General features: G+C 71.5%; 12 protein-coding genes. 4 read left to right on the top strand and 8 right to left on the bottom strand.

The features are described 5' to 3' along the window. Window positions 1-2: 2 nt before the first annotated feature. The 5 genes from ACN26Z_RS13315 to ACN26Z_RS13295 are packed head-to-tail and all read right to left on the bottom strand — an operon-like array spanning window position 3 to window position 10,094. A complete protein-coding gene (locus ACN26Z_RS13315; protein ID WP_210937056.1) occupies window positions 3-449 on the bottom strand; it encodes an acyl-CoA thioesterase in 447 nt (148 codons plus the stop codon). Beyond that, window positions 446-6,298 (bottom strand): type I polyketide synthase, encoded by a 5,853-nt coding sequence (locus ACN26Z_RS13310; RefSeq protein WP_421461454.1) that lies wholly within the window; start codon window positions 6,296-6,298, stop codon window positions 446-448. Before ACN26Z_RS13310 ends, ACN26Z_RS13315 begins: the two co-directional genes overlap by 4 nt. Further along, entirely contained in the window at window positions 6,190-7,152 is a 963-nt protein-coding gene (locus ACN26Z_RS13305) for an enediyne biosynthesis protein (protein WP_421461451.1), read from the bottom strand. The genes ACN26Z_RS13310 and ACN26Z_RS13305 overlap by 109 nt, the downstream gene beginning before the upstream one ends. Continuing rightward, the gene (locus ACN26Z_RS13300) at window positions 7,149-9,104 is read right to left on the bottom strand and encodes a CRTAC1 family protein (protein ID WP_421464644.1); all 1,956 of its coding nucleotides are present in this window, start codon (window positions 9,102-9,104) and stop codon (window positions 7,149-7,151) included. Before ACN26Z_RS13300 ends, ACN26Z_RS13305 begins: the two co-directional genes overlap by 4 nt. Window positions 9,105-9,125: 21 nt before the next feature. Beyond that, complete coding sequence (locus ACN26Z_RS13295) at window positions 9,126-10,094, bottom strand: DUF1702 family protein (RefSeq protein ID WP_282239028.1); 969 nt, start codon at window positions 10,092-10,094, stop codon at window positions 9,126-9,128. Between the two features lie 284 nt (window positions 10,095-10,378). Here ACN26Z_RS13295 and ACN26Z_RS13290 point away from each other — a divergent pair, with 284 nt between their 5' ends. From ACN26Z_RS13290 to ACN26Z_RS13280, 3 genes are all read left to right on the top strand, one after another. Further along, window positions 10,379-11,236, top strand: a complete 858-nt coding sequence (locus ACN26Z_RS13290; protein ID WP_093409507.1) for a helix-turn-helix domain-containing protein — start codon at window positions 10,379-10,381, stop codon at window positions 11,234-11,236. A gap of 76 nt (window positions 11,237-11,312) precedes the next feature. Further along, window positions 11,313-12,674, top strand: a complete 1,362-nt coding sequence (locus ACN26Z_RS13285) for a nucleotide sugar dehydrogenase (protein WP_421461448.1) — start codon at window positions 11,313-11,315, stop codon at window positions 12,672-12,674. A gap of 4 nt (window positions 12,675-12,678) precedes the next feature. After that, complete coding sequence (locus tag ACN26Z_RS13280; protein WP_421461446.1) at window positions 12,679-13,668, top strand: NAD-dependent epimerase/dehydratase family protein; 990 nt, start codon at window positions 12,679-12,681, stop codon at window positions 13,666-13,668. 51 nt (window positions 13,669-13,719) lie between these two features. On the opposite strand, the gene ACN26Z_RS13275 is transcribed toward ACN26Z_RS13280, so the two are convergent. After that, window positions 13,720-14,907 (bottom strand): acyltransferase family protein, encoded by a 1,188-nt coding sequence (locus tag ACN26Z_RS13275; protein ID WP_170863592.1) that lies wholly within the window; start codon window positions 14,905-14,907, stop codon window positions 13,720-13,722. Between the two features lie 371 nt (window positions 14,908-15,278). Beyond that, entirely contained in the window at window positions 15,279-16,007 is a 729-nt protein-coding gene (locus ACN26Z_RS13270) for a class I SAM-dependent methyltransferase (protein WP_421461444.1), read from the bottom strand. A gap of 112 nt (window positions 16,008-16,119) precedes the next feature. Here ACN26Z_RS13270 and ACN26Z_RS13265 point away from each other — a divergent pair, with 112 nt between their 5' ends. Further along, window positions 16,120-16,509 carry an ArsR/SmtB family transcription factor gene (locus tag ACN26Z_RS13265; protein ID WP_282239032.1) on the top strand — a complete coding sequence of 130 codons (390 nt, stop codon included), beginning with the start codon at window positions 16,120-16,122 and terminating at the stop codon, window positions 16,507-16,509. Between the two features lie 273 nt (window positions 16,510-16,782). On the opposite strand, the gene ACN26Z_RS13260 is transcribed toward ACN26Z_RS13265, so the two are convergent. After that, a complete protein-coding gene (locus ACN26Z_RS13260) occupies window positions 16,783-17,970 on the bottom strand; it encodes a nucleotide disphospho-sugar-binding domain-containing protein (RefSeq protein ID WP_421461442.1) in 1,188 nt (395 codons plus the stop codon). Window positions 17,971-18,057 lie beyond the last annotated feature (87 nt).

The raw sequence follows: 18,057 nt of genomic DNA, 5'->3' as shown, positions 1-18,057 counted from the left end.
TGTCACCCCACCCCGACGCCGGCACCGCGGAACGGTGACAGCGCCCGGACCAGGCCGGCCGGTACGCGGGCCGGCTCGGTACGTCCGTTCGGCCCACGCATGCAGGCGATCCGCTGCCGCCCCCGGGCCACCAGCAGGTCGTCGTCGGCGATCCGCAGGTAGTCGAAGGCCAGCTCCATCTGCGTCTGGGTCAACTCGGCCAGCCGCATGCGTACCGCCAGCCGGTCGAACGGAGCCAGCTCGGCGAAGAACTCGCAGTCGACCTTCAGGGTGAACAGCTTCAGGTCGCCTCGCAGCTCGTCGAGCACCTCGGGCGCGTGCTCGTGCAGGAACATCTCCCGGCACCGACCCTGCCACCGCAGATAGTTGACGTAGTAGACGTTGCCGACGAGATTGGTCTCCTCGAAACCGATGGTGTGGTGGTACTCGTAGTAGCGCGACACTGTCACCCCTCCGTCCCGTTGAGGACCGCCACCACGACCTGCTCCGCGGCGCCCGCCACCGGGCACACCCGGGTGGCGATCCGCACGCCACCGGAGTCCAGCACCACCCACCCATCCGGGGCGGCGCCGGACACCAGGGTCAACGGACCGCCGGTGCGCCCCGCCTTCTGCAGGCACTCGGTCGCGCACCACACCCGGGTCGCCGCGAGATCCGGCGTGTCACCGACCTCGGCGACGAGCAGCGCCGCCAGCGGCCCGTGCCGACCGATCAGGTCGCGCCGGGCGTCCGCCGACCGGACGGTCACCGGCTCCACGTCGCAGGCCAGCGGGGCGCCACCGACCACCGCGAGGCGCAGTGGCGCGGAGTACGCCACCGACACCTCACCCAGGCCGTCGGCCTCGGGTCGCCCGTCCGGTCGGTGGCGTACCACCACCGGCCGGCCAGCCGCCCGGGACAGCAGTGTCTCGGCGTCGCGCGGCCCACCGCCCGGCGCGGCTGCCACCGCGACGTCCCCGGTGAACACCTCCGCCAGACGCCGCTGCAACAGCGGCCCGAGCAGCACCGCCGGCCAACCCGAGGCCGGTGCGTGTGGACGCACCGCGCGCAGTCGAAGCCCTGTCCAGCTCTCGATCACCGTGCCGGTCGCGTCACGGACCACCGCGTCGTAGACGTAGCCCGTGCCGTGCTGCTCGCGTTCCCAGGCGGTGATGGTCACCGTCTCGGCCGCGGAGAGCTTCGGACCGGCGGACCAGATCCGGTCGATGCCCTCCGGCAACAGCGTCGCATCCGGCACGCAAACCTGGATGCCATGCATGAACGCGTCCCGGGCACCGGGGTCGCCCAGCACGAGACGGCCCGGTAGGAAGCGGCTGAACCATTCACCCGCGTCGCTGGTGGTCACCTCCGCCTCGACGAGCCGCGCCGCCACCTGCCGGTAGCTGTTCAGCCGCTGGAACCGACCGGCCTGGAACAGCAGGTCACCGTAGAGGTCCCGGGCCGGTTCCAGGGGAAGGGCCGGCAGCTCCGTCTGCTCCGGCGCAGCGGTGTCCTCCGGGTACGACCCGTCCGGCGCGAACCGCATGCGGGCCCGGAAGTGGTCCGCCGCGAAGCCGGTCTCGGCGCTGCGGATCACGACGTCGATCACCTGTCCCGACCGGACCAGCGCGGCCACCCGGATCGTGACACCGCTCTGCGGGTCGACCACCACCGGCCGGTCGAACCGGACGTCCTCGATGACCGGCACTCCCGGGTGGCGGGCCAGCGCGGTGGCGACCTGGGCCATGGCCTCCAGCCCGAGCACCGCGGGAAAGATCAGGTCACCGTCGAGCTGGTGATCGGCCAGGTACGGGTCGGTGGTGGGCGCGAGATCCACCTCGCAGACGAGTTCCACGCCGTCGTAGCGGATGAGAGGTCGTTCGGTGAACCGCAACAATGGCAGCTCCGGCCGGTGGTACCGCAGGGTCTCCAGCCCACCGGTACGCCCGGTGACCACCACCACCGGCGGCAACGTGTCGTCGGAGAGCACCTCGCGCAGCACCCGCAGCCCGTCCTCCGGGCCGATCGGGGTGACGCCACGGCCGCTGAGCGCCTCGACCACCGACAGCCGTTCCCCCATGCCGACGCCGGACCACACCGACCACTCCAGACAGACCGCGCGGCACGTCGGGTAGGTCGCGGCGACATCCCGGGTCAGCTCCGCGAGTGCCTCGTTGGCGGCGGCGTAGTGCGCCTCACCATGCAGCCCGGCCCGCCCGATGATGCTGCCGAACGTCACGAGCAGCCGCAGCTGCGCAGGGTCGATCGCGGCGAGCACCGCGCGCAGGCCGCCCACCTTCGGCGCGAACACCTGGCGGACCGCGGCCTCGTCGAGGTCGCCGAGCGCGGTGGGGGTGTTCAGCCCGGCGCCGTGCAGCACGGCGGTCACCGGGCCCCAGTCGGCGGTGAGGTCGGCGACGGCGGCGGCGACGGCGGCGGAGTCGGTGACGTCCACCCGCAGGTAACGCAGGTCGCTGGCGGAGTCACGCAACCGGGACAGGTTCGCGGACAGCACCTCGTCGGTGGCCGGGTCGGAACGACCGACCACCGCCAGCCGGCCACCGCTCTCCCGGGCCAGCAGCGCGGCCGCCTCGGCGGTGATGCCCTTGCCGCCACCGGTCACCAGCAGCACGTCCGCCGGTCCCAGGGGCAGCGCACCCGGCCGGGGATCGACCGGAGTAGGCCGCAGCACCGGCACCCGGCGGATGCCCGCCGCGTCGTACGTCACCTCGGTGAAGTCGACGGTGCCGGCCACCTCGGTCACCACCCGGTCCACGGTGTCCGGTCCGAGCGGAGTCGTCACCACCGTCGTCCGCAGCCGGTCACCCTCCAGTCGGGCGGTCTTCGCCAGCGCCCCGCCCCGTGCCGCCGGTTGCACCAGCACCAGCCGGCCACCGGCGGGTTGCCGCAGCGCGGCCTGGGCACCACGTACCGCGACCTCCAGGTACGCCTCGTCGGGGTCGTCCGGCAGGCAGACCAGGACGCCAGAGCCGAGCCCGGCCTCCTCCAGCGCGCGCCGCAGCGGTTCGGCGAGCCGATGGCCGGGACTGGCGTAGACGTCCCACCGACCCCCGGCGCCCGCCGGCTCGCCCGCCGGCGCCGGCTCGTCGACCAGGTCGACGACGAAGGTTCGTACCCAGGGCGCGACCCCGGCGACGACATCGGCTGGTCCGACGGTGTCCTCACGCCCCCGCGCATGCAGCGCTTCGGCCATCTCCCGCACGGTCGCGGTGGCGAAGTTGGTCGGCACGGACACCGCCGACAGCCCCATCGCCCGCGCCGCCTCGTTGACGATCTGCCCAACGGTGATCGAGCTCATGTGCAGGTCGTCGAGGAGGCGACTGTCCTCGTGGAGCACCTCCACCGGCAACTCCGCCCGCTGCGCCACCAACTGGCGGACCAGCTCCAACGCCCCGTCGCCGGCGGGAAGCGCGACCTCGGCGGTCGGCGCTGGCGACGCGGCGGCGGCCGGCACCGCCACCTGGGGAGCCGACTCGCAGGGGTTGGCGAAGAAGGTGCTCGGCCGGTCCAGGTCCAACGGCCGGGTGAACCGGTCCTCGAACAAGGCCGGATAGCTGGCCGGACCACCCAGCACGTACACCGCACCGACGGCGGTGAGCAGGCCGACGAGAGACTCGGCGTCGGTGTCCAGCGCCAGCGCCGGAAGGTCCGGCATCTGGTCCCGGGCCAGCCGACTGAGCACCTGCCCCGGCCCCACCTCGACGAACAGGTCGACCTCGACCGCGGCACGGGCCAGCGCCACGGTGAAGCGCACCGGCGCCTGGATCTGCCGGTGCAACAGCTCGACCAGATCGGTGTCCGGTGGCAGCACGATCCCGGTCACCGTCGAGGCCACCCGCCGCAACGGTGGGCCGAACCGGCACGACCGCAGCCGTTCGCCGAAGGCTTCGGCCGCAGGCGCCATCAGCGGCGAGTGGAAGGCGTGCGAGACATTCAGTCGGGTGCAGGCCAGACCGGCCAGCGACGCCCGCCGGGCCACCTCGCCGACGGCGTCGTCAGTGCCGGCCACCACCGTCTGTCGGGGGCCGTTGTAGCCGGCCACCACCGCGCCCGTGCCGTCGAGCAGGGCGGCGGTCTCCGCCGGGTCGCCGATGACACCGGCCATCGCACCGGGCCGGGCCAGGCTCGCCATGAGGTGCCCCCGCGCCGCGACCAGATCCCGCAGCTCACCCTCGTCCAGGCAGCCCGCCCAGTGCAGAGCGGTCAACTCGCCGAGGCTGTGCCCGACAGCGACAGTGGCGTCGATGTCAAGCGCGTCGAGCACCCGCAACGCGCCGATCGACCCGGTGACGATGCGGGGTTGGGCGGCAGCGGTCCCGACGCTTTCGGCACGGTCACCGCCGGGGACGTCGCCTGCGGTCCGCCAGACCTCGTCCACCTCGGTGAATCTCCGGCGCAGTGCGCCGCCACCCCAACCCTGACCGGAGCCCTGGCCGGGAAAGAGGAAGCCGACGCGGACCGGACGGGTGACCCGTCCGACGAAGACACCCAGCCCAGGGTCGACCAGCCTGCCCGGGGCCCCGGGCGCCAGCGCGGCAGCTGCCGCCTCCACCGCCCGCTCGGCCTCCCGGGGGGTACGGGCCACGACGGCGGCCCGGTAGGCCCGCCCTCGTTGCTGCCGGTGCAGCGTCGCCGCCAGGTCGGCCAGGTCGGCGAAGGCGAGCTTGGCCACCGTCGGCCGTAGCTGCTCCAGCCGTTCCCGCAGCGCGTCCGGGCCGTCGGCGTCCACCAGGAGCAGCTCGGCGTCCTGCGCCGACCGGGCCAGCTGCCGGGTACGCCGGTCCAGCTGCCGGCGACGCGGACGGACCGGCCCGTCGATCACCAGGTGGGTGTTGATGCCGCCGAACCCCATCGCGGTGATCCCGGCCCGCTGCGGAGCGTCGTCCGGCCAGGGCTCAGCCTGGCGGACCACTCGCAGCGCCGGCCGGTCACCGACGAGTTCGGCGTGCGGATCGGTGCAACCCACGGTCGGCGGGATGACCTGATGGTGCACCGCGAGTACGGCCTTGATCAGCCCGGCCACGCCGGCCGCCGCCTTGGTGTGACCGATCATGCCCTTGATGGAGCCGATCGCCGCCGGTGCGACCTGCGGATCGGCCGACCGCCGTTCCGCGCCGAGTGCCCTCAGTTCGGTGGCGTCGCCCACCGCTGTCCCGGTGCCGTGCCCCTCGAACAGCGGCACGCTCTCCACGCCGAAGCCCGCCCGTTGGTACGCGCGGCGCAGCGCCAACCGGTAGCCGTCGGCCTCGGGTCGGGTCATGCCGCCACGCCCGTCGGAGGAGACGCCCCAGCCGGCGACCGTGGCGTAGATGCGGCGGCCCTGTGCGAGCGCGTCCCGCTCCCGCATCAGCACGACCATGCCGCAGCCCTCACCAGGCCAGAATCCGTTGGACCGACGGTCGTAGACGTACATCTCCTCCCGGGCCAGGGCGCCGGTGCGGGCGAAGCCGACCATCTCGAACGGATCGATCGACAGGTCCACCCCACCGGCGATCGCCACGTCGACGTCCTGATCGGACAGGTTGCGACAGGCGGTGAGCACGGACAACAGCGAGGAGGCGCAGGCGCCGTCCACGGTGTAGCCGCCGCCGTGCAGGTCGAAGTAGTTGCAGATGCGACCGGCGATGGTGTTGGACAGGCCACCGGCGAGGCTGTCCTCGGTCACCTCCGGGAACGGCGACTTGTAGGAGGACTCCAGGCCGGCGAGGAAGTCCGCCACCCGCTCGTCGTCCCAGCCCTGCGCGCCCAACGCGGCGCCCACCACCCGCCGCACGTACGGCCAGCGCAGCCGCATCGTCCCCGCCCGGGTGAACTCGCCGGTCAGCGTGTTGCCGACGACGACGGCCGTACGCTCGCGGGGCAGGCCGTCGCCCTCGGCGAACCCGGCATCGGCCAGCGCCTGCGCGGCCATGTCCAGCGCCAGCCAGTGGGTCAGGTCGGTGGAGCGGTAGGTGCTGCCGCTGACCTTGAAGCCGACCCGGTCGAACTCGTACCCCTCGATCACCGCGGCGTTGGCCGCGTAGTAGCGGTCAGCCGCGGTCGGGTCCGCCGACCAGTAGTCCTCGGCGCGCATCCGCTCGTCGGGCAGCCGGCGGAACGCCCGCCGCCCGGCGAGGACGTTCTCCCAGAGTTGACCAGGTCCGGCGGCGTCGGGAAACCGGCAGGCCAGGCCGACCACGGCTATCCGACTCATGCCCGCACCATCTCGCGTGTCACGCTGGCCGACACCTTGCCGTCCAGAGCGCCGGCATCGGTGGGCCCCGGCTGCGCGGCGAGGCGGACCGCGTGCAGCGACCACAGGAAGCCGCCACGGATCAGGCAGACGATCGCGGTGGCGAAGAACAGCCCGTACACGACGGATGCGCCGGTGAGCACGCCGTAGACCAGCGCGACACCGCCACCGAAGGCGAACTGCGACCAGGGCTTCGACGGTGTCGTCCCCGGATCCGTGATCATGTAGTTGGTGAACAGCACGAACGCAACGCCGGTCATGGTGGCCAGCGCGCCGACGATGGAGGTGTCGAGCACCAGGCCACGGAACACCGACTGGAGGACGAACACCCCCAGCCAGCCGGCGATCAGCCACATTCGGCCGGTGAGCTTGGCGTTGAGCAGCGTCCCGAAGATCACGATCACCGCCGGGACGATCCAGTCGCCGATGCCGGTGAGGTGCTCGGTGAACTGGTACGGCGGTGCGATGGATATCCACGGAAACAGCAGCAGCGCGATCGCGATGCCGAAGTTCGACGGGTTCATGTAATGCCGGAGCCGGCCGTTGACCGGCGCTCGGAACAGCCACTTGCCGCTGATCGCGACCATCACCGCGAAGAGCATGACCGGCACCTGGTCGTTGACGTACAGCAGCATGTTCACGGCGAGGCTGGTGATGTGCGCCGGGTAGAGGAACTCGACGAATCCGCGTACGCCGCCGCCGAGGTAACGCGCGCGGCGCTCCTCGGCCCACGCGCCGATCGTCTCCAGCAGGATCTCGACGCTGTACCCCACCGCCAGTGCGAGCAGTGGCCACGCCCAGGCCTGCTCGAACCCGAGCACGGTGTACCCGAAGATGTTCAGGGCCGTGATGGAGATGGCGAACCTGCGCAGCGCGGTGACGATCCGCGGGTCCTTGTGTTGGGTACGCTGCTGACTCATCGCGAAGCCTCCCGTGCCTGGGTACCGAGGGCGAGGGTGTGCCGCCCGGGGGTGAGCCGCAGTTCCTGCTCCCGGGGGGTGCCCTCACGGTCGCGCCAACTCAGCTGCACGGTGACCGGACCAGCCACCTCACCGAGGCCGACCGAAACTTCGTTGCTGCGCCGGCCGGAATGGCCGCTACCGCCGTCGACGCGATCGATCAGCACTCGCCCGTCCGGGGTGGTCACCCGGACCTGCGCGCCGATCACCGGAGACCCGGCGCCAGCGAGCGGGCCGGCGGCCTGCGGCTGGTCGTGCAGCAGCCGCAGCGTCAGGTTGGCCCCGGTCGTCGGGCTGTCGTTGTGGTACACGACGGGGGCGTCCCACTGCCGGGCCACGGCGAAATCGAGCCGGCCGTCGCCGTCCATGTCACCGACAGCGACACCCCGAGTGGGCACCCGCTCGGCCAACCCGAGTTCGACACTCAGGTCCTCGTACCGGCCGTCGTCGCCGGCCACGTGGAAGACCAGGTGCTGGCCGCCGGCGATGTCGTCGCCCTGCTCCACCCGGGGCCACCAGCGCGGATCGGCCAGCAGCTCGTCGTTGGCCGTGGCCAACTCCTGCAACTGCGCCCAGCGGTTGACCTCTCCCTTGACGAAGCCCGCCGTCTGCACGATGTCCGGCCGGCCCCGGTTGGTGAAGTCGGCGAGCTTCACGTCCCAGCTCCAGCCGCTCCAGGCCAGGCCCAGCTCGGCGCTGCGGTCCTGCCACGGCGCCTTGCCCTCGCGCAGCGTGGCGCGCAGCTCGTCGGCGTCGGCGGCGGTGTTGACGAAGGCGAAGTTGCTCTCCTGGATACCGAACGACGTGGTGATGTTGCCGACGTACAGGTCGAACATGCCGTCGCCGTCGAAGTCGCCGAAGTCGACGCCCATGCCCTTGAACGAGTCGTGGCCGACCCGCTTCGACTTGGGCGTCAACCCGGGAAGTCCGCTGCTCTCCACCAGGGCGAAGGCGATCCGGCCCGGCTCCGACCGGTTGTGCAGCAACCGGTCGGGGCCGAAGTCGTTGGCGATGTACAACTCCGGCAGCAGGTCGCCGTCGACGTCGTTGGCGGCGACCGCCAGCGTCCAGCCCCGCGACACGTCGGTGGCGAAGACGTCCGGCACCTCGGCGTACGAGACGTCGGGCTCCGGGCCGGCGCTGCCGCCGGTGAACCGCAGCACGTGGTCGTCGCCACCGTTGAGCGCGTTGGACATCGACCGGTTCATCGCCACCCCGCCGTGCTGGCCGGGGTCGAGTACCGGGCTGTCGGGGAAGTAGTTGCCGATGTAGACGTCGAGGTTGCCGTCACCGTCGAAGTCGGCCAGCGTCGCGGCGTTGGTGTTCCACTGCGGACCGGTGTAGGTGCCACCGGCCGGCACCCGGTCGGGCAGCAACTCGACCGCCACATAGGCGTCGCGGGACAGGGCTGTCGCGTCGGCCCGCGCCAGGAACGCCACAGGCGTGCGACCCCAGTAGTAGACCAGCAGGTCGGTACGGCCGTCTCCATTGAGGTCGCCGGGCAGGCAGCCCATCGGGGCGATGTGCGGGTTGGTGGGCAGCGGCGCCAGGTCCAGCACGAAGGGCTGGTAGCGGTCCGCGCCCGGGGTCGGTGCCGGCGACACCACGACCCGGTCGATGCGCGGGTCGGTGACGCAGAGGTCATTGGCAAGCCCGTCGCCGTCCAGGTCGTTCACCGCGATGCCCGCCCCGACCGAGGAGATCCACGCCGCGATGTGCCGGTACGCGCCGTTCACCTGGCGGATCGACTGCTGCGGCAGCCCACCGGGCATGGTCAGCGACAGGGGCGTGAACCGGTAGGACTGCGCCATCACCCGCCGCTCGTCGGCGCTCGCCTCCGGCAACCGGACGGCCACAAAGGTGCCGACGAGCAGCACCAGCGCCACCACCCCGGCCAATTGCCGACGGAGCATCCTTCTGATTGCCAACACGGGTCAGCACCTCCCCAAGGTCACGAACTGCTGGGCGATCCGCTGCCGCCAGACCAGGAACGCCGGCACCGGCCCGTCGTGGTCGAGGCCGTCCAACGCGTGCTCGGTCACCTCGGCGGCCTGCGCTGCGGGCGTACCGCAGAACACCTCGGTGGCGACGCCGGTGTGTTCGCTGGTCAGGCCGGCACGGCGACGGGCCTGCGCGGCGAACGCGCTGCCCTGCGCCATGGCCGGTGCGTACGCCGCGCCCCGTTCAGCCAGCCGGAGCAGCAGTTCGCGGCGGGCGCCGCCGGCGTAGGTGGCGGCGAGCGCGGTCCCGCTGTACAGGTCCTCGCGCCGCTCGACGGGGAACTTGTCGATCGTGTCGGCGACCCGGTCGGGGTCGGCGCCCGCCACGAACCACAACGCCCGCCCGACGCCCTGGTCGATGACCTGACCGGTCCACCGCCCGGCGGGATCCCCCGGCCACGAGCCGATCCGGTCCCGGTGGCGTTCCCGCACGTATCGCTGAGTGTGGAAGTACGCCTGGTGGAAGCCGTACCCGTCGAGGGCCAACCAGCCCAGCAGGCGGTCGGTCGGTTGGACGGCCCGCCAGCGCCAGCGGGGCAGCCGGGCCATCGCCCACCCCAGCCCGACATGGACCATGTAGACGTGCCGATCGGCGGGACCGGCGAGGAAACGGGCCAGCCGGCGGCCACCGGTCAACCCGTCCAGCACGGCGAAACCCATCGCGGCACCCTCGTACGCGAAGCCCCGCAGGTCGGGCTCGACCGTCTCCAGCCGCGCCGCGGCCTCGACCGGGCCCCGCTCACCCACCGCGTACCGGAAGCCGGTGAGGAAGTGGACGCCGACGGACTCCAGCAGCTCGCGGCTGGCCTCGTCGCGGGCGACAAACCCACGAGTGGCAAAGCTGGCCTCGGTTGTTTTCGGGGTCAGAAGGTTCTGACGAATGGTTCGCCAGTTGACGGGCATGGATTACTCCTGACGCGCGTCATCCGCAATAAGGCCGACATGATTCGGCAAATTGGACCCCGCTGATTAATCAGCCCCATACGGGACCAGTGTCGCCGTGTCGGTACCCGAACCATGTTTCACGGCGATCATCGGAGTTACTTCTCTCAACTTGCTCGGCTGGCCCATCAATTGCCGGCCGGCCCTCCCGGCCAGCAATCAAGAAAACGTCAAGCACAGCCGCGCACAATCCACAACGGTGCCCGATCGACTCGCAGGGAGTGCACGTGAAAACGACGTCAGGCATGACGCGGAGCACGGTCGACCACTCCCGTGCTGCCGCTGCGGCACGGGCGATCGAATACATGCGTGGTCATCTCGCGGAGCCGCTGCAGCTTGCCGACCTGGCCCGGGTGGTTCCCTTCAGCCCGTTCCACTTCCATCGGCTCTTCCGGGACGTGACCTCGATGACCCCGGCCCGGTTCCTCGCCGCGCTGCGCATGGCGGAGGCCCGCCGGCTGCTGCTGCACACCGGCCTGACGGTGACCGCGATCAGCGGCTACGTCGGCTATACCAGTGCCGGCACGTTCACCACCCAGTTCACCCGTCTCGTCGGCACCTCGCCCGGACACTTCCGCCAGTTGGCCCGGCTGCTGGCCGGACGGCCCTGCTACGTCCTGGCCGAGGCGCTGCGCCGGGCGCGCACCGAGGTGGTCCGCCCCCGGCTGACGCTGCACCTGCCCGACAGCACCCCCGACGACCTCGTCCTGGTCGGCCTGCGCACGGCGGGTGAGTCCAGTGACGCGTCAACTGCGTGGGCGGTCTCGGCCGGCGGCACGGGCGTGCCGGTGGTGGCCCGTCCCGGCACGTACCACACCCGGGTCGTGCTGGTCCGAGGTCACAGCACGGTCGCCCAGGCCCTTGTGGACGAGGAGCCGACCAGCTATCTGGTGGGCGCCTCGGACCTGCTGCTGCCCCAGGACGGCCGGGCCCGTGCCCGCATCGCGATCCAGCCTCCCCGCCCCACCGACCCGCCCGCGCTGGCGATCGGGCCGGTGTGCCGACTGGTCGAGACGCTCATCGGCCGGGTCGCACCGGGACGCTGGTCAGGACCGGCCCGGCCGGTCGGCCGTCACGCGCCCGCCACCCCGGCCATCGCGTGATGGCGGCGGCCTGGCGGGTTCGCCCGACGGTGACCGGCCCGCGACGCCGTGAACAGGAAGGCGGTTCCGGACAACCATGCCAATCGATCCCGTTTCCGGACGCGTGTCCGCACTGAAGGCCGCCGTCATCGGCGCCGGTTACGTCGGCACCTGCCTCGCGGTGGCGCTCGCCGAACGCGGCGCCGAGGTGGTGGCGATCGACAGCGACGAGTCCCTGGTGGCCGACCTGCGGGCCGGCCGGTGTCGGCTGCCCGAGCCCGGCCTCGCCGCCGCCGTGGCCGACCTGAGCGCCACCGGACGGCTCACCGCGAGCAGTTCGTACGCGGTGGTGGCCGGCGTCGACGTGGTGCTGGTGACCGTCGGCACGCCTACCGACCCGCGGGGTGAGATGGTCGCCGACCAGTTGGTGGCGGCCTGCGAACAGCTCTCCGGGTACCTGCGCGCCGGGCAGTTGGTGATCGTCAAGTCGACGGTCTCCCCCGGCACCACCCGCACCCTCGTCGCGCCATTGCTGGAGCGCGGTGGGCTGGTCCGCGAATGCGACTTCTGGCTCGCCTTCTGCCCGGAGCGGCTGGCGGAGGGTGCCGCCCTGGCCCAGGTGCGCAGCCTGCCGGTCGTGGTGGGCGGGGTCGGTCCCCGCTCGGCCGCGGCGGCCGAGCGCTTCTGGCGCTCCAGCCTCGGCGTCGAGGTCCATCAGGTGCCGTCCGCCGAGGCGGCCGAGGTGGTCAAGCTGGCCACCAACTGGTGGATCGACGCGAACGTGGCGGTTGCCAACGAGCTGGCACGGTACTGCTCGGCGCTCGATGTGGACGTCCTGGACGTGACCGGCGCGGCGAACACCCTGCCCAAGGGCAGCAGCATGGTCAACCTGCTGATGCCCGGGGTGGGGGTCGGTGGCTCGTGCCTCACAAAGGACCCGTGGATGGCCTGGCGGGACGGTCGCAGCCGAGGCGTCCCGCTACGCACGGTGGAGACCGCCCGGGCGGTCAACGACGACATGCCCCGCTACACCGCCTCGCTGATCGCCGACGAACTGCTCAAGCTCGGCCTGGACCGGTCGGACACCACGGTCGCCGTGCTCGGCGCGGCCTTCAAGAGCGACACCGGCGACGTCCGCAACACCCCGGTGCTGGGCGTGGTGGCGGCGCTGCGCGAGGCCGGGTTCCAGGTCCGGATCTTCGACCCGCTCGCCGACCCGGCGCAGATCGAGGCCCGGTTCGGCTTCGCACCGGCGGCGAGCCTGGCCGAGGCGGTCGCCGGGGCCGGCTGTCTCGCCTTCCTCGCCGGACACCGCCAGTTCCACGACCTCGACCTCAGCACGCTGGTCACTCAGGTGCACCGCCCCTGCCTGTTCTTCGACGGGCGCATGCACCTGACGCCGACGCGCATCCGCGAGGTGCTTCGGCTCGGCTTCGCCTATCGCGGTATCGGGAGGTGACATCGTGCCGAGGTCCTTGGTGACCGGCGGCTTCGGCTTCGTCGGCAGTCACGTGGTGCAACGCCTGCTCGACCGGGGTGACGAGGTGGTGGTCTACGATCCCGCCGACCCGCCGCCGGACCTGGCCGGGGCAGCCGGCGACGTCCGGCACGTGCGAGGCGACGTCCGTGACGCGACCGCGCTGACCGCTGCCGCCACCGGCGTGGACGAGATCTACCACCTCGCCGCTGTCGTCGGCGTCGACCGGTATCTCAGCCGGCCGCTGGATGTCGTCGAGGTCAACGTGGATGGCACCCGCAACGCCCTGCGGGCCGGCCTGCGCTGTGGCGCCCGGGTGCTGGTCTCCAGCACCAGCGAGGTGTACGGACGCAATCCCCGGGTGCCGTGGCGGGAAGAGGACGACCGGGTGCTCGGCAGCACCGCGACCGACCGCTGGTCGTACGCGACGAGCAAGGCCGCCGCCGAGCACCTCACCTTCGCCTACCACCGGCAGGAGGGACTACCGGTGGTCGTGCTGCGCTACTTCAACGTCTACGGCCCGCGCCAGCGGCCCGCGTACGTGCTCAGCCGCACGATCGCCCGGCTGCTCCGTGGTGATCCACCCGTGGTGTACGACGACGGCCGGCAGACCCGCTGCTTCACCTGGGTATCCGAGGCGGCCGAGGCGACCCTGCTCGCGGCGGCGCACCCGCGGGCGGTCGGCGAGTGTTTCAACATCGGCAACACCGTCGAGACGCCGGTGGCCGAGGCGATCCGGCTGGCCGCCGAGGTGGCCGGGGTGACGGTGTCGGCCCGGACGGCGGACACCGGTGCCGGCCTCGGAGCCCGTTACCAGGACATCCCCCGGCGCGTGCCGGACTGTGGCAAGGCCGCCAGCCTGCTCGGCTGGCGCGCCGAGACTCCCTTGGCGACCGGCCTGCGCCACACCGTCGAGTGGGCCCGGCGCAACCCTTGGTGGACAGCGCAGGCCGACGACGGGTTGGTCGCCCGGTAGCCGGAGCACCACAGCGCCGCTCGGGTGGTCGGGGGTGGGCAACACGTGCGGTCAGGCCTGTCCGGGCACGACGGTGGCTGGGCGGATCTGCCCGCCGAGGCTCGGCCGGTCACCGGTGACCCGGGCTCGCGCGTACCGGCGACGGAGCGGTTCCTCCACCCAGCGGTGCAGACCGAGCGCGACGGCGATCGACACCAGCAGCATCGCGCCGGCGACCAGGAAACCCACCCCGGCGCCGAACCGCTGGTCCGCACCGACCAGGTGCCGCATGATCAGCATGATCGGAAAATGGATGATGTACAGCGCGTACGACGCGTTGCCCAGGGCGACCAACGGCCGGGATCGCAGCACCCGACCGCGACCTTCCAGGTCCGCGTGGGCGAGGTTCGCCACCAACGCGAACAGGGGCAGGAACAGCGCCGCGCTGAAGATGAAGGTGAACGGCAGCATCGGGGTCAGCAGGAACGCCAGGATCGTCGAGACCACCAGCTTCCACCGGGCGACCCGCCGCCAGCGACCGGTCTGCACGATGCGCGCCAGCACCATGCCGAGCAGGAAATTCAGCAGCCGGACCGGAGGGAAGGTGTAGACGAACCAGTACTCGGTGAGGTTGAACGGCAACCAGTCCAGTTGGGCAACGCCGGGTAGCAGCGGGCTCAGTGCCGAGATCAGCAGGATGCCCCCGATGATCGCGAAGCACCAGCGCCACAGCCGCTCGGCCGGGATACGCAGCACCAACGGCAGCAGCAACGGGAACAACAGGTAGAAGAAGGCCTCGGTCGAGATCGACCAGGCCGGGGCGTTCAGGTAGGACAGGTAGTCCCAGGACGGCACCCAACCCTGCACCAGCAGCAGGCTCGCCACCGCCGGGCCGGCCCGTAGGTCGGTGGAGAATCCGCTGACCGGCGACGGCGCGCTGGCGAGCAGGACGAACGCCACCGCGACACCCCAGGCGAGCACGTGTAGCGGCACGATCTTCCAGAACCGGCGACGCCAGAACCGGACGGCCCGGTCCATCGCTGGCGCCGACCAGGTCAGCACGAAACCGCTGAGAGTGAAGAAGGTGGCCAGGGCGGCCGAGGCCAACGGCGTGGTCAGGCCCATCCCGAGTTGCAGCGCCTCGTTGGCGAAGAGCTGCGACGTGGAGAGCAGGTGCACCGCCGCCACGGTGAGCGCGAGGAAGAAGCGATAACCGGTGAGTGCCGGCAGCCGGTGTGGTCGTGCGTCGGTGTGTGTCACGTCGCTCCTCGGATGGGCCGGGCCACGCCCTGAGCCGTCGGATGCCGCGCGTCCACCGGTGCCATCGGCGGGTGCCGACACTCAGGCTGAACCTTTCGTCGTATCTGCCGACGAAATAGGATCAGTCCGTCTGGCAGACAAACGTCCGTCGTCCCGCTGATTGGTTGCGGTGAATGCGACGATGACACGCGCACGGGCGCTGACGCACCGTACTATTGGACGGTTCGTCGATCCGTAGAGCGAGGTTGCGACGCCGAGGAGACGGTCCGGTCTATCCGTTTCCCGGGTTACTCATCCGCCGGACCACCACAACCTTCCCGGCTCCCACATCGTAGGATTGGTCCGTCGAGGTTGGCCCGCGTCAGATCTGTTCAGTTCGACGGCGGCTCGCCGGTACGGATGGCCACGAAAAGTCCTCGTCCGGTTAACCAGCCGGTCACATATGACCCTTCGCAGCCGGCGGCGGCGAACGCGTCCAAATACTCGTCACGAGTGAACATCGCCAGCAGGCCGACCTGGGTGAACTCGCGTATGCCGTGGGCGTCACCCACCAGCCAACGCTCCTCCATCCGGGTGAGCCGCCCCTGCTGGGTCGAGCGTGAGATCCGAGCCACCACCCGGTCCGGCTCCCGGACCAGGTCGCCACCGAGGTGACCGTCGATGAACCGCTCCGGAAACCACCAGGGCTCCACCACCAGCACGCCGCCGGGCGCGAGATGCCTGGCCATCGTGGCGATGGCGGCCCGCATCTCCGCCACCGTGCCGAGGAAGTTGATCGCGGTGAAGAGGCAGGTCACCGCGTCGAAGGTGGCACCCAGCCGGAAATCGCGCATGTCACCGGCGTGCAGCGTCACCCCGGGCAGCCGGCGGCGGGCCACGTCCAGCATGGCCGGCGCGAATTCCACGCCCTCGACATGGGCGAACCGGCCGGCGAACGATTCCAGGTGGGCTCCGGTGCCGCAGCCGACGTCGAGCAACCGGGTCGCAGCCGGACGGACGGCCAGTATCCGGTCGGCCACGTCGGTGGCCTCTGCCTGCCAACTCTTGCCCCGGCTACGGTAGGTCGCCTCGTACACCGCGGCGTGCTGTGGCCCGAACATTCCTACCCCTCCCGGCACCACCGGTCGTCGACCAGGTGGCGAGCTGGATCGGCGGTGCCAGGACGATCGCCGACCTGCCGCCTTTATAACCACGGTCTGATATTGTCGTGCCGTGCACGCGTTCGACGTCCTGGGCGACCCCGTCCGCCGCCGCATCATCGAGCTGCTGGCCGACGGCGAGATGTCGGCTGGCGAGGTCGGCGCGATCGTGCAACGCGAGTTCGGGATCTCCCAGCCCGGTGTCTCCCAGCACCTTCGGGTGTTGCGGGAGAACGGCTTCACCACGGTGCGTCCGCAGGGCACCCGCCGCCTGTACGCCGTCGATCCGGCACCGCTTCAGGAGCTGGACCACTGGCTGGAGCGCTATCGCAGCTTCTGGAGCCAGCGCCTCGACGCGCTGAGCACAGAGATCGCGCGGGGTCGGTCCCGCCGCCGGTCCGGCAGCGGCGAGTCGCCGGCCGACCACCAGACCCGCCGTCAGTCCGGCGGCACGGACGGCTAGGGCGCGTCTTCCGGATCTTCGCCGGCCTGCGACGGACCCAGAAGGCACCCGGCGGCGCTGGTGGTTCGTCCGGATACCACACCGGCATCCGGACGAACCAACGCCTTGCCGAATCGCCGCCTGGGCCCCGTCTCGGCTCGACCGGATCCGGGTGACACGCCCGGGGCGGTTCCGGACGCTCCGCTCCGGTGACCGCCCAGCTGCGCCGGCACGGCCGGACGACGGCGAACGGGCGTTCGGACAGCCCGATTCGGGCCCATCGCTCGGGCGCGATCAGGCGGCCCGCCCCGCGGCGAAGTCGGGCAGCCGGCGGGCGACCTCGTCGGGGGCCGGCATCGCGGCGATCTCGGCGGCGACCGCCTTCGCCGCCGTCCGGTAGCTCTCGTCCGCGATCAGCCGCTTCGCGGCGTCCGCCACCGCCTCGGCGTTGACACCGCCGGGCGGCAGGTGCTCACCGGCCTTGGCCTGGGCCACGGCTTGGGCGTTCGCGAACGAGTCACCAGCCCACGGGAAGGAGAGCTGCGGCACACCGGCGTCGAACGCGCCGATGGTGGTCCCGCTGCCGCCGTGATGGACCACGAGGTCGACGTGGGGAAGCAGCGCCGCCTGCGAGACCCACGACTCCAGCCGCACGTTGGTCGGCACCTCGCCGAGTTGGGTGAGATCGAGCGAAGGGCCGCCCGCGACGAGGACATCGACGTCCAGGGCGGCCAGGCCGTCGATCGCGGCCCGCAGCACCTCGACGGTGCCGCCACTGGAGGTGCCCAGGGTCAGGTACACCAGGGGCCGGGACCCGGTCCGCGCGAGTACCCAGTCCGGCACGTCCGGTCGCTCGGTGAACGGCACCGGGCGCAGCTCATGGCGCTCGGGGCGGGACCGGAACGCGGGCTCCTGCAACGACGGCGGATAGATGTCGAGGAACGGGTTGCCGAAGGCGTCGATGCGCCCGGGCGGCAGGTCGATGCCGAGCTGAGCGGCGAGCCGGGCCACCTCGTCCTCGATGGAACGGGTCAGCTCGTCCGGGGTGTCTCGGCCGACCCCGTGGCAGATGGTCGGGATGCCGGCCTTGGTGGCGGCCAGTCCTGCGCCGTAGTTGCTGATCTCCTGCACGACGAGGTCGGGTCGCACCCGGTCGAGCACCGGCTGGAGCTGGTCGAAGATGCGCTGTGGCATCACCTGTCCGAACACGATCTGGGGAAGCTCGCTGAGCTGCTCGGGCGTCAGCCCGTCGGGGCTGTCGGTGTCGAAGCGGATCCGTAGCGCCGCCAGGAAGCCGTCGAAGACCGGCATCCCGGTGGCGACCGGGTCGAAGCCCTGCCCACGCAACACCTCGGCGAAGCCCTCACCGGTGGCGAAGGTGATCTCGTGGCCGGCATCCCGAGCGGCGGCGGCCAACGGCAGTAGCGGGTAGGTGTGGCCGTGTGTTCCGAGACTGGCGAACAGCACACGCACGTCGATCACTCGCCTTTCGAAGGGAGAACAATCCACTTTATTCATATCTAGCACAGGCCTTACGGATCTACAGTGTCCCGGCTTGCGCAACTCGTA

The organism is Verrucosispora sp. WMMD703 (assembly GCF_049178935.1).
In the GTDB taxonomy this organism is placed as follows: Bacteria; Actinomycetota; Actinomycetes; order Mycobacteriales; family Micromonosporaceae; genus Micromonospora; species Micromonospora sediminimaris.
Note: the sequence above shows the minus strand (reverse complement) of the source record. Positions and strands in the feature narration are given on the sequence as shown.

Excerpts from the sequence above, each read along its gene's own strand:
- ACN26Z_RS13295 (WP_282239028.1), bottom strand. The coding sequence starts at position 10,094 with ATGCCCGTCAACTGGCGAACCATTCGTCAGAACCTTCTGACCCCGAAA.
- ACN26Z_RS13300 (WP_421464644.1), bottom strand. The coding sequence starts at position 9,104 with ATGCTCCGTCGGCAATTGGCCGGGGTGGTGGCGCTGGTGCTGCTCGTC.
- ACN26Z_RS13290 (WP_093409507.1), top strand. The coding sequence starts at position 10,379 with ATGACGCGGAGCACGGTCGACCACTCCCGTGCTGCCGCTGCGGCACGG.
- ACN26Z_RS13305 (WP_421461451.1), bottom strand. The coding sequence starts at position 7,152 with ATGAGTCAGCAGCGTACCCAACACAAGGACCCGCGGATCGTCACCGCG.
- ACN26Z_RS13285 (WP_421461448.1), top strand. The coding sequence starts at position 11,313 with ATGCCAATCGATCCCGTTTCCGGACGCGTGTCCGCACTGAAGGCCGCC.
- ACN26Z_RS13270 (WP_421461444.1), bottom strand. The coding sequence starts at position 16,007 with ATGTTCGGGCCACAGCACGCCGCGGTGTACGAGGCGACCTACCGTAGC.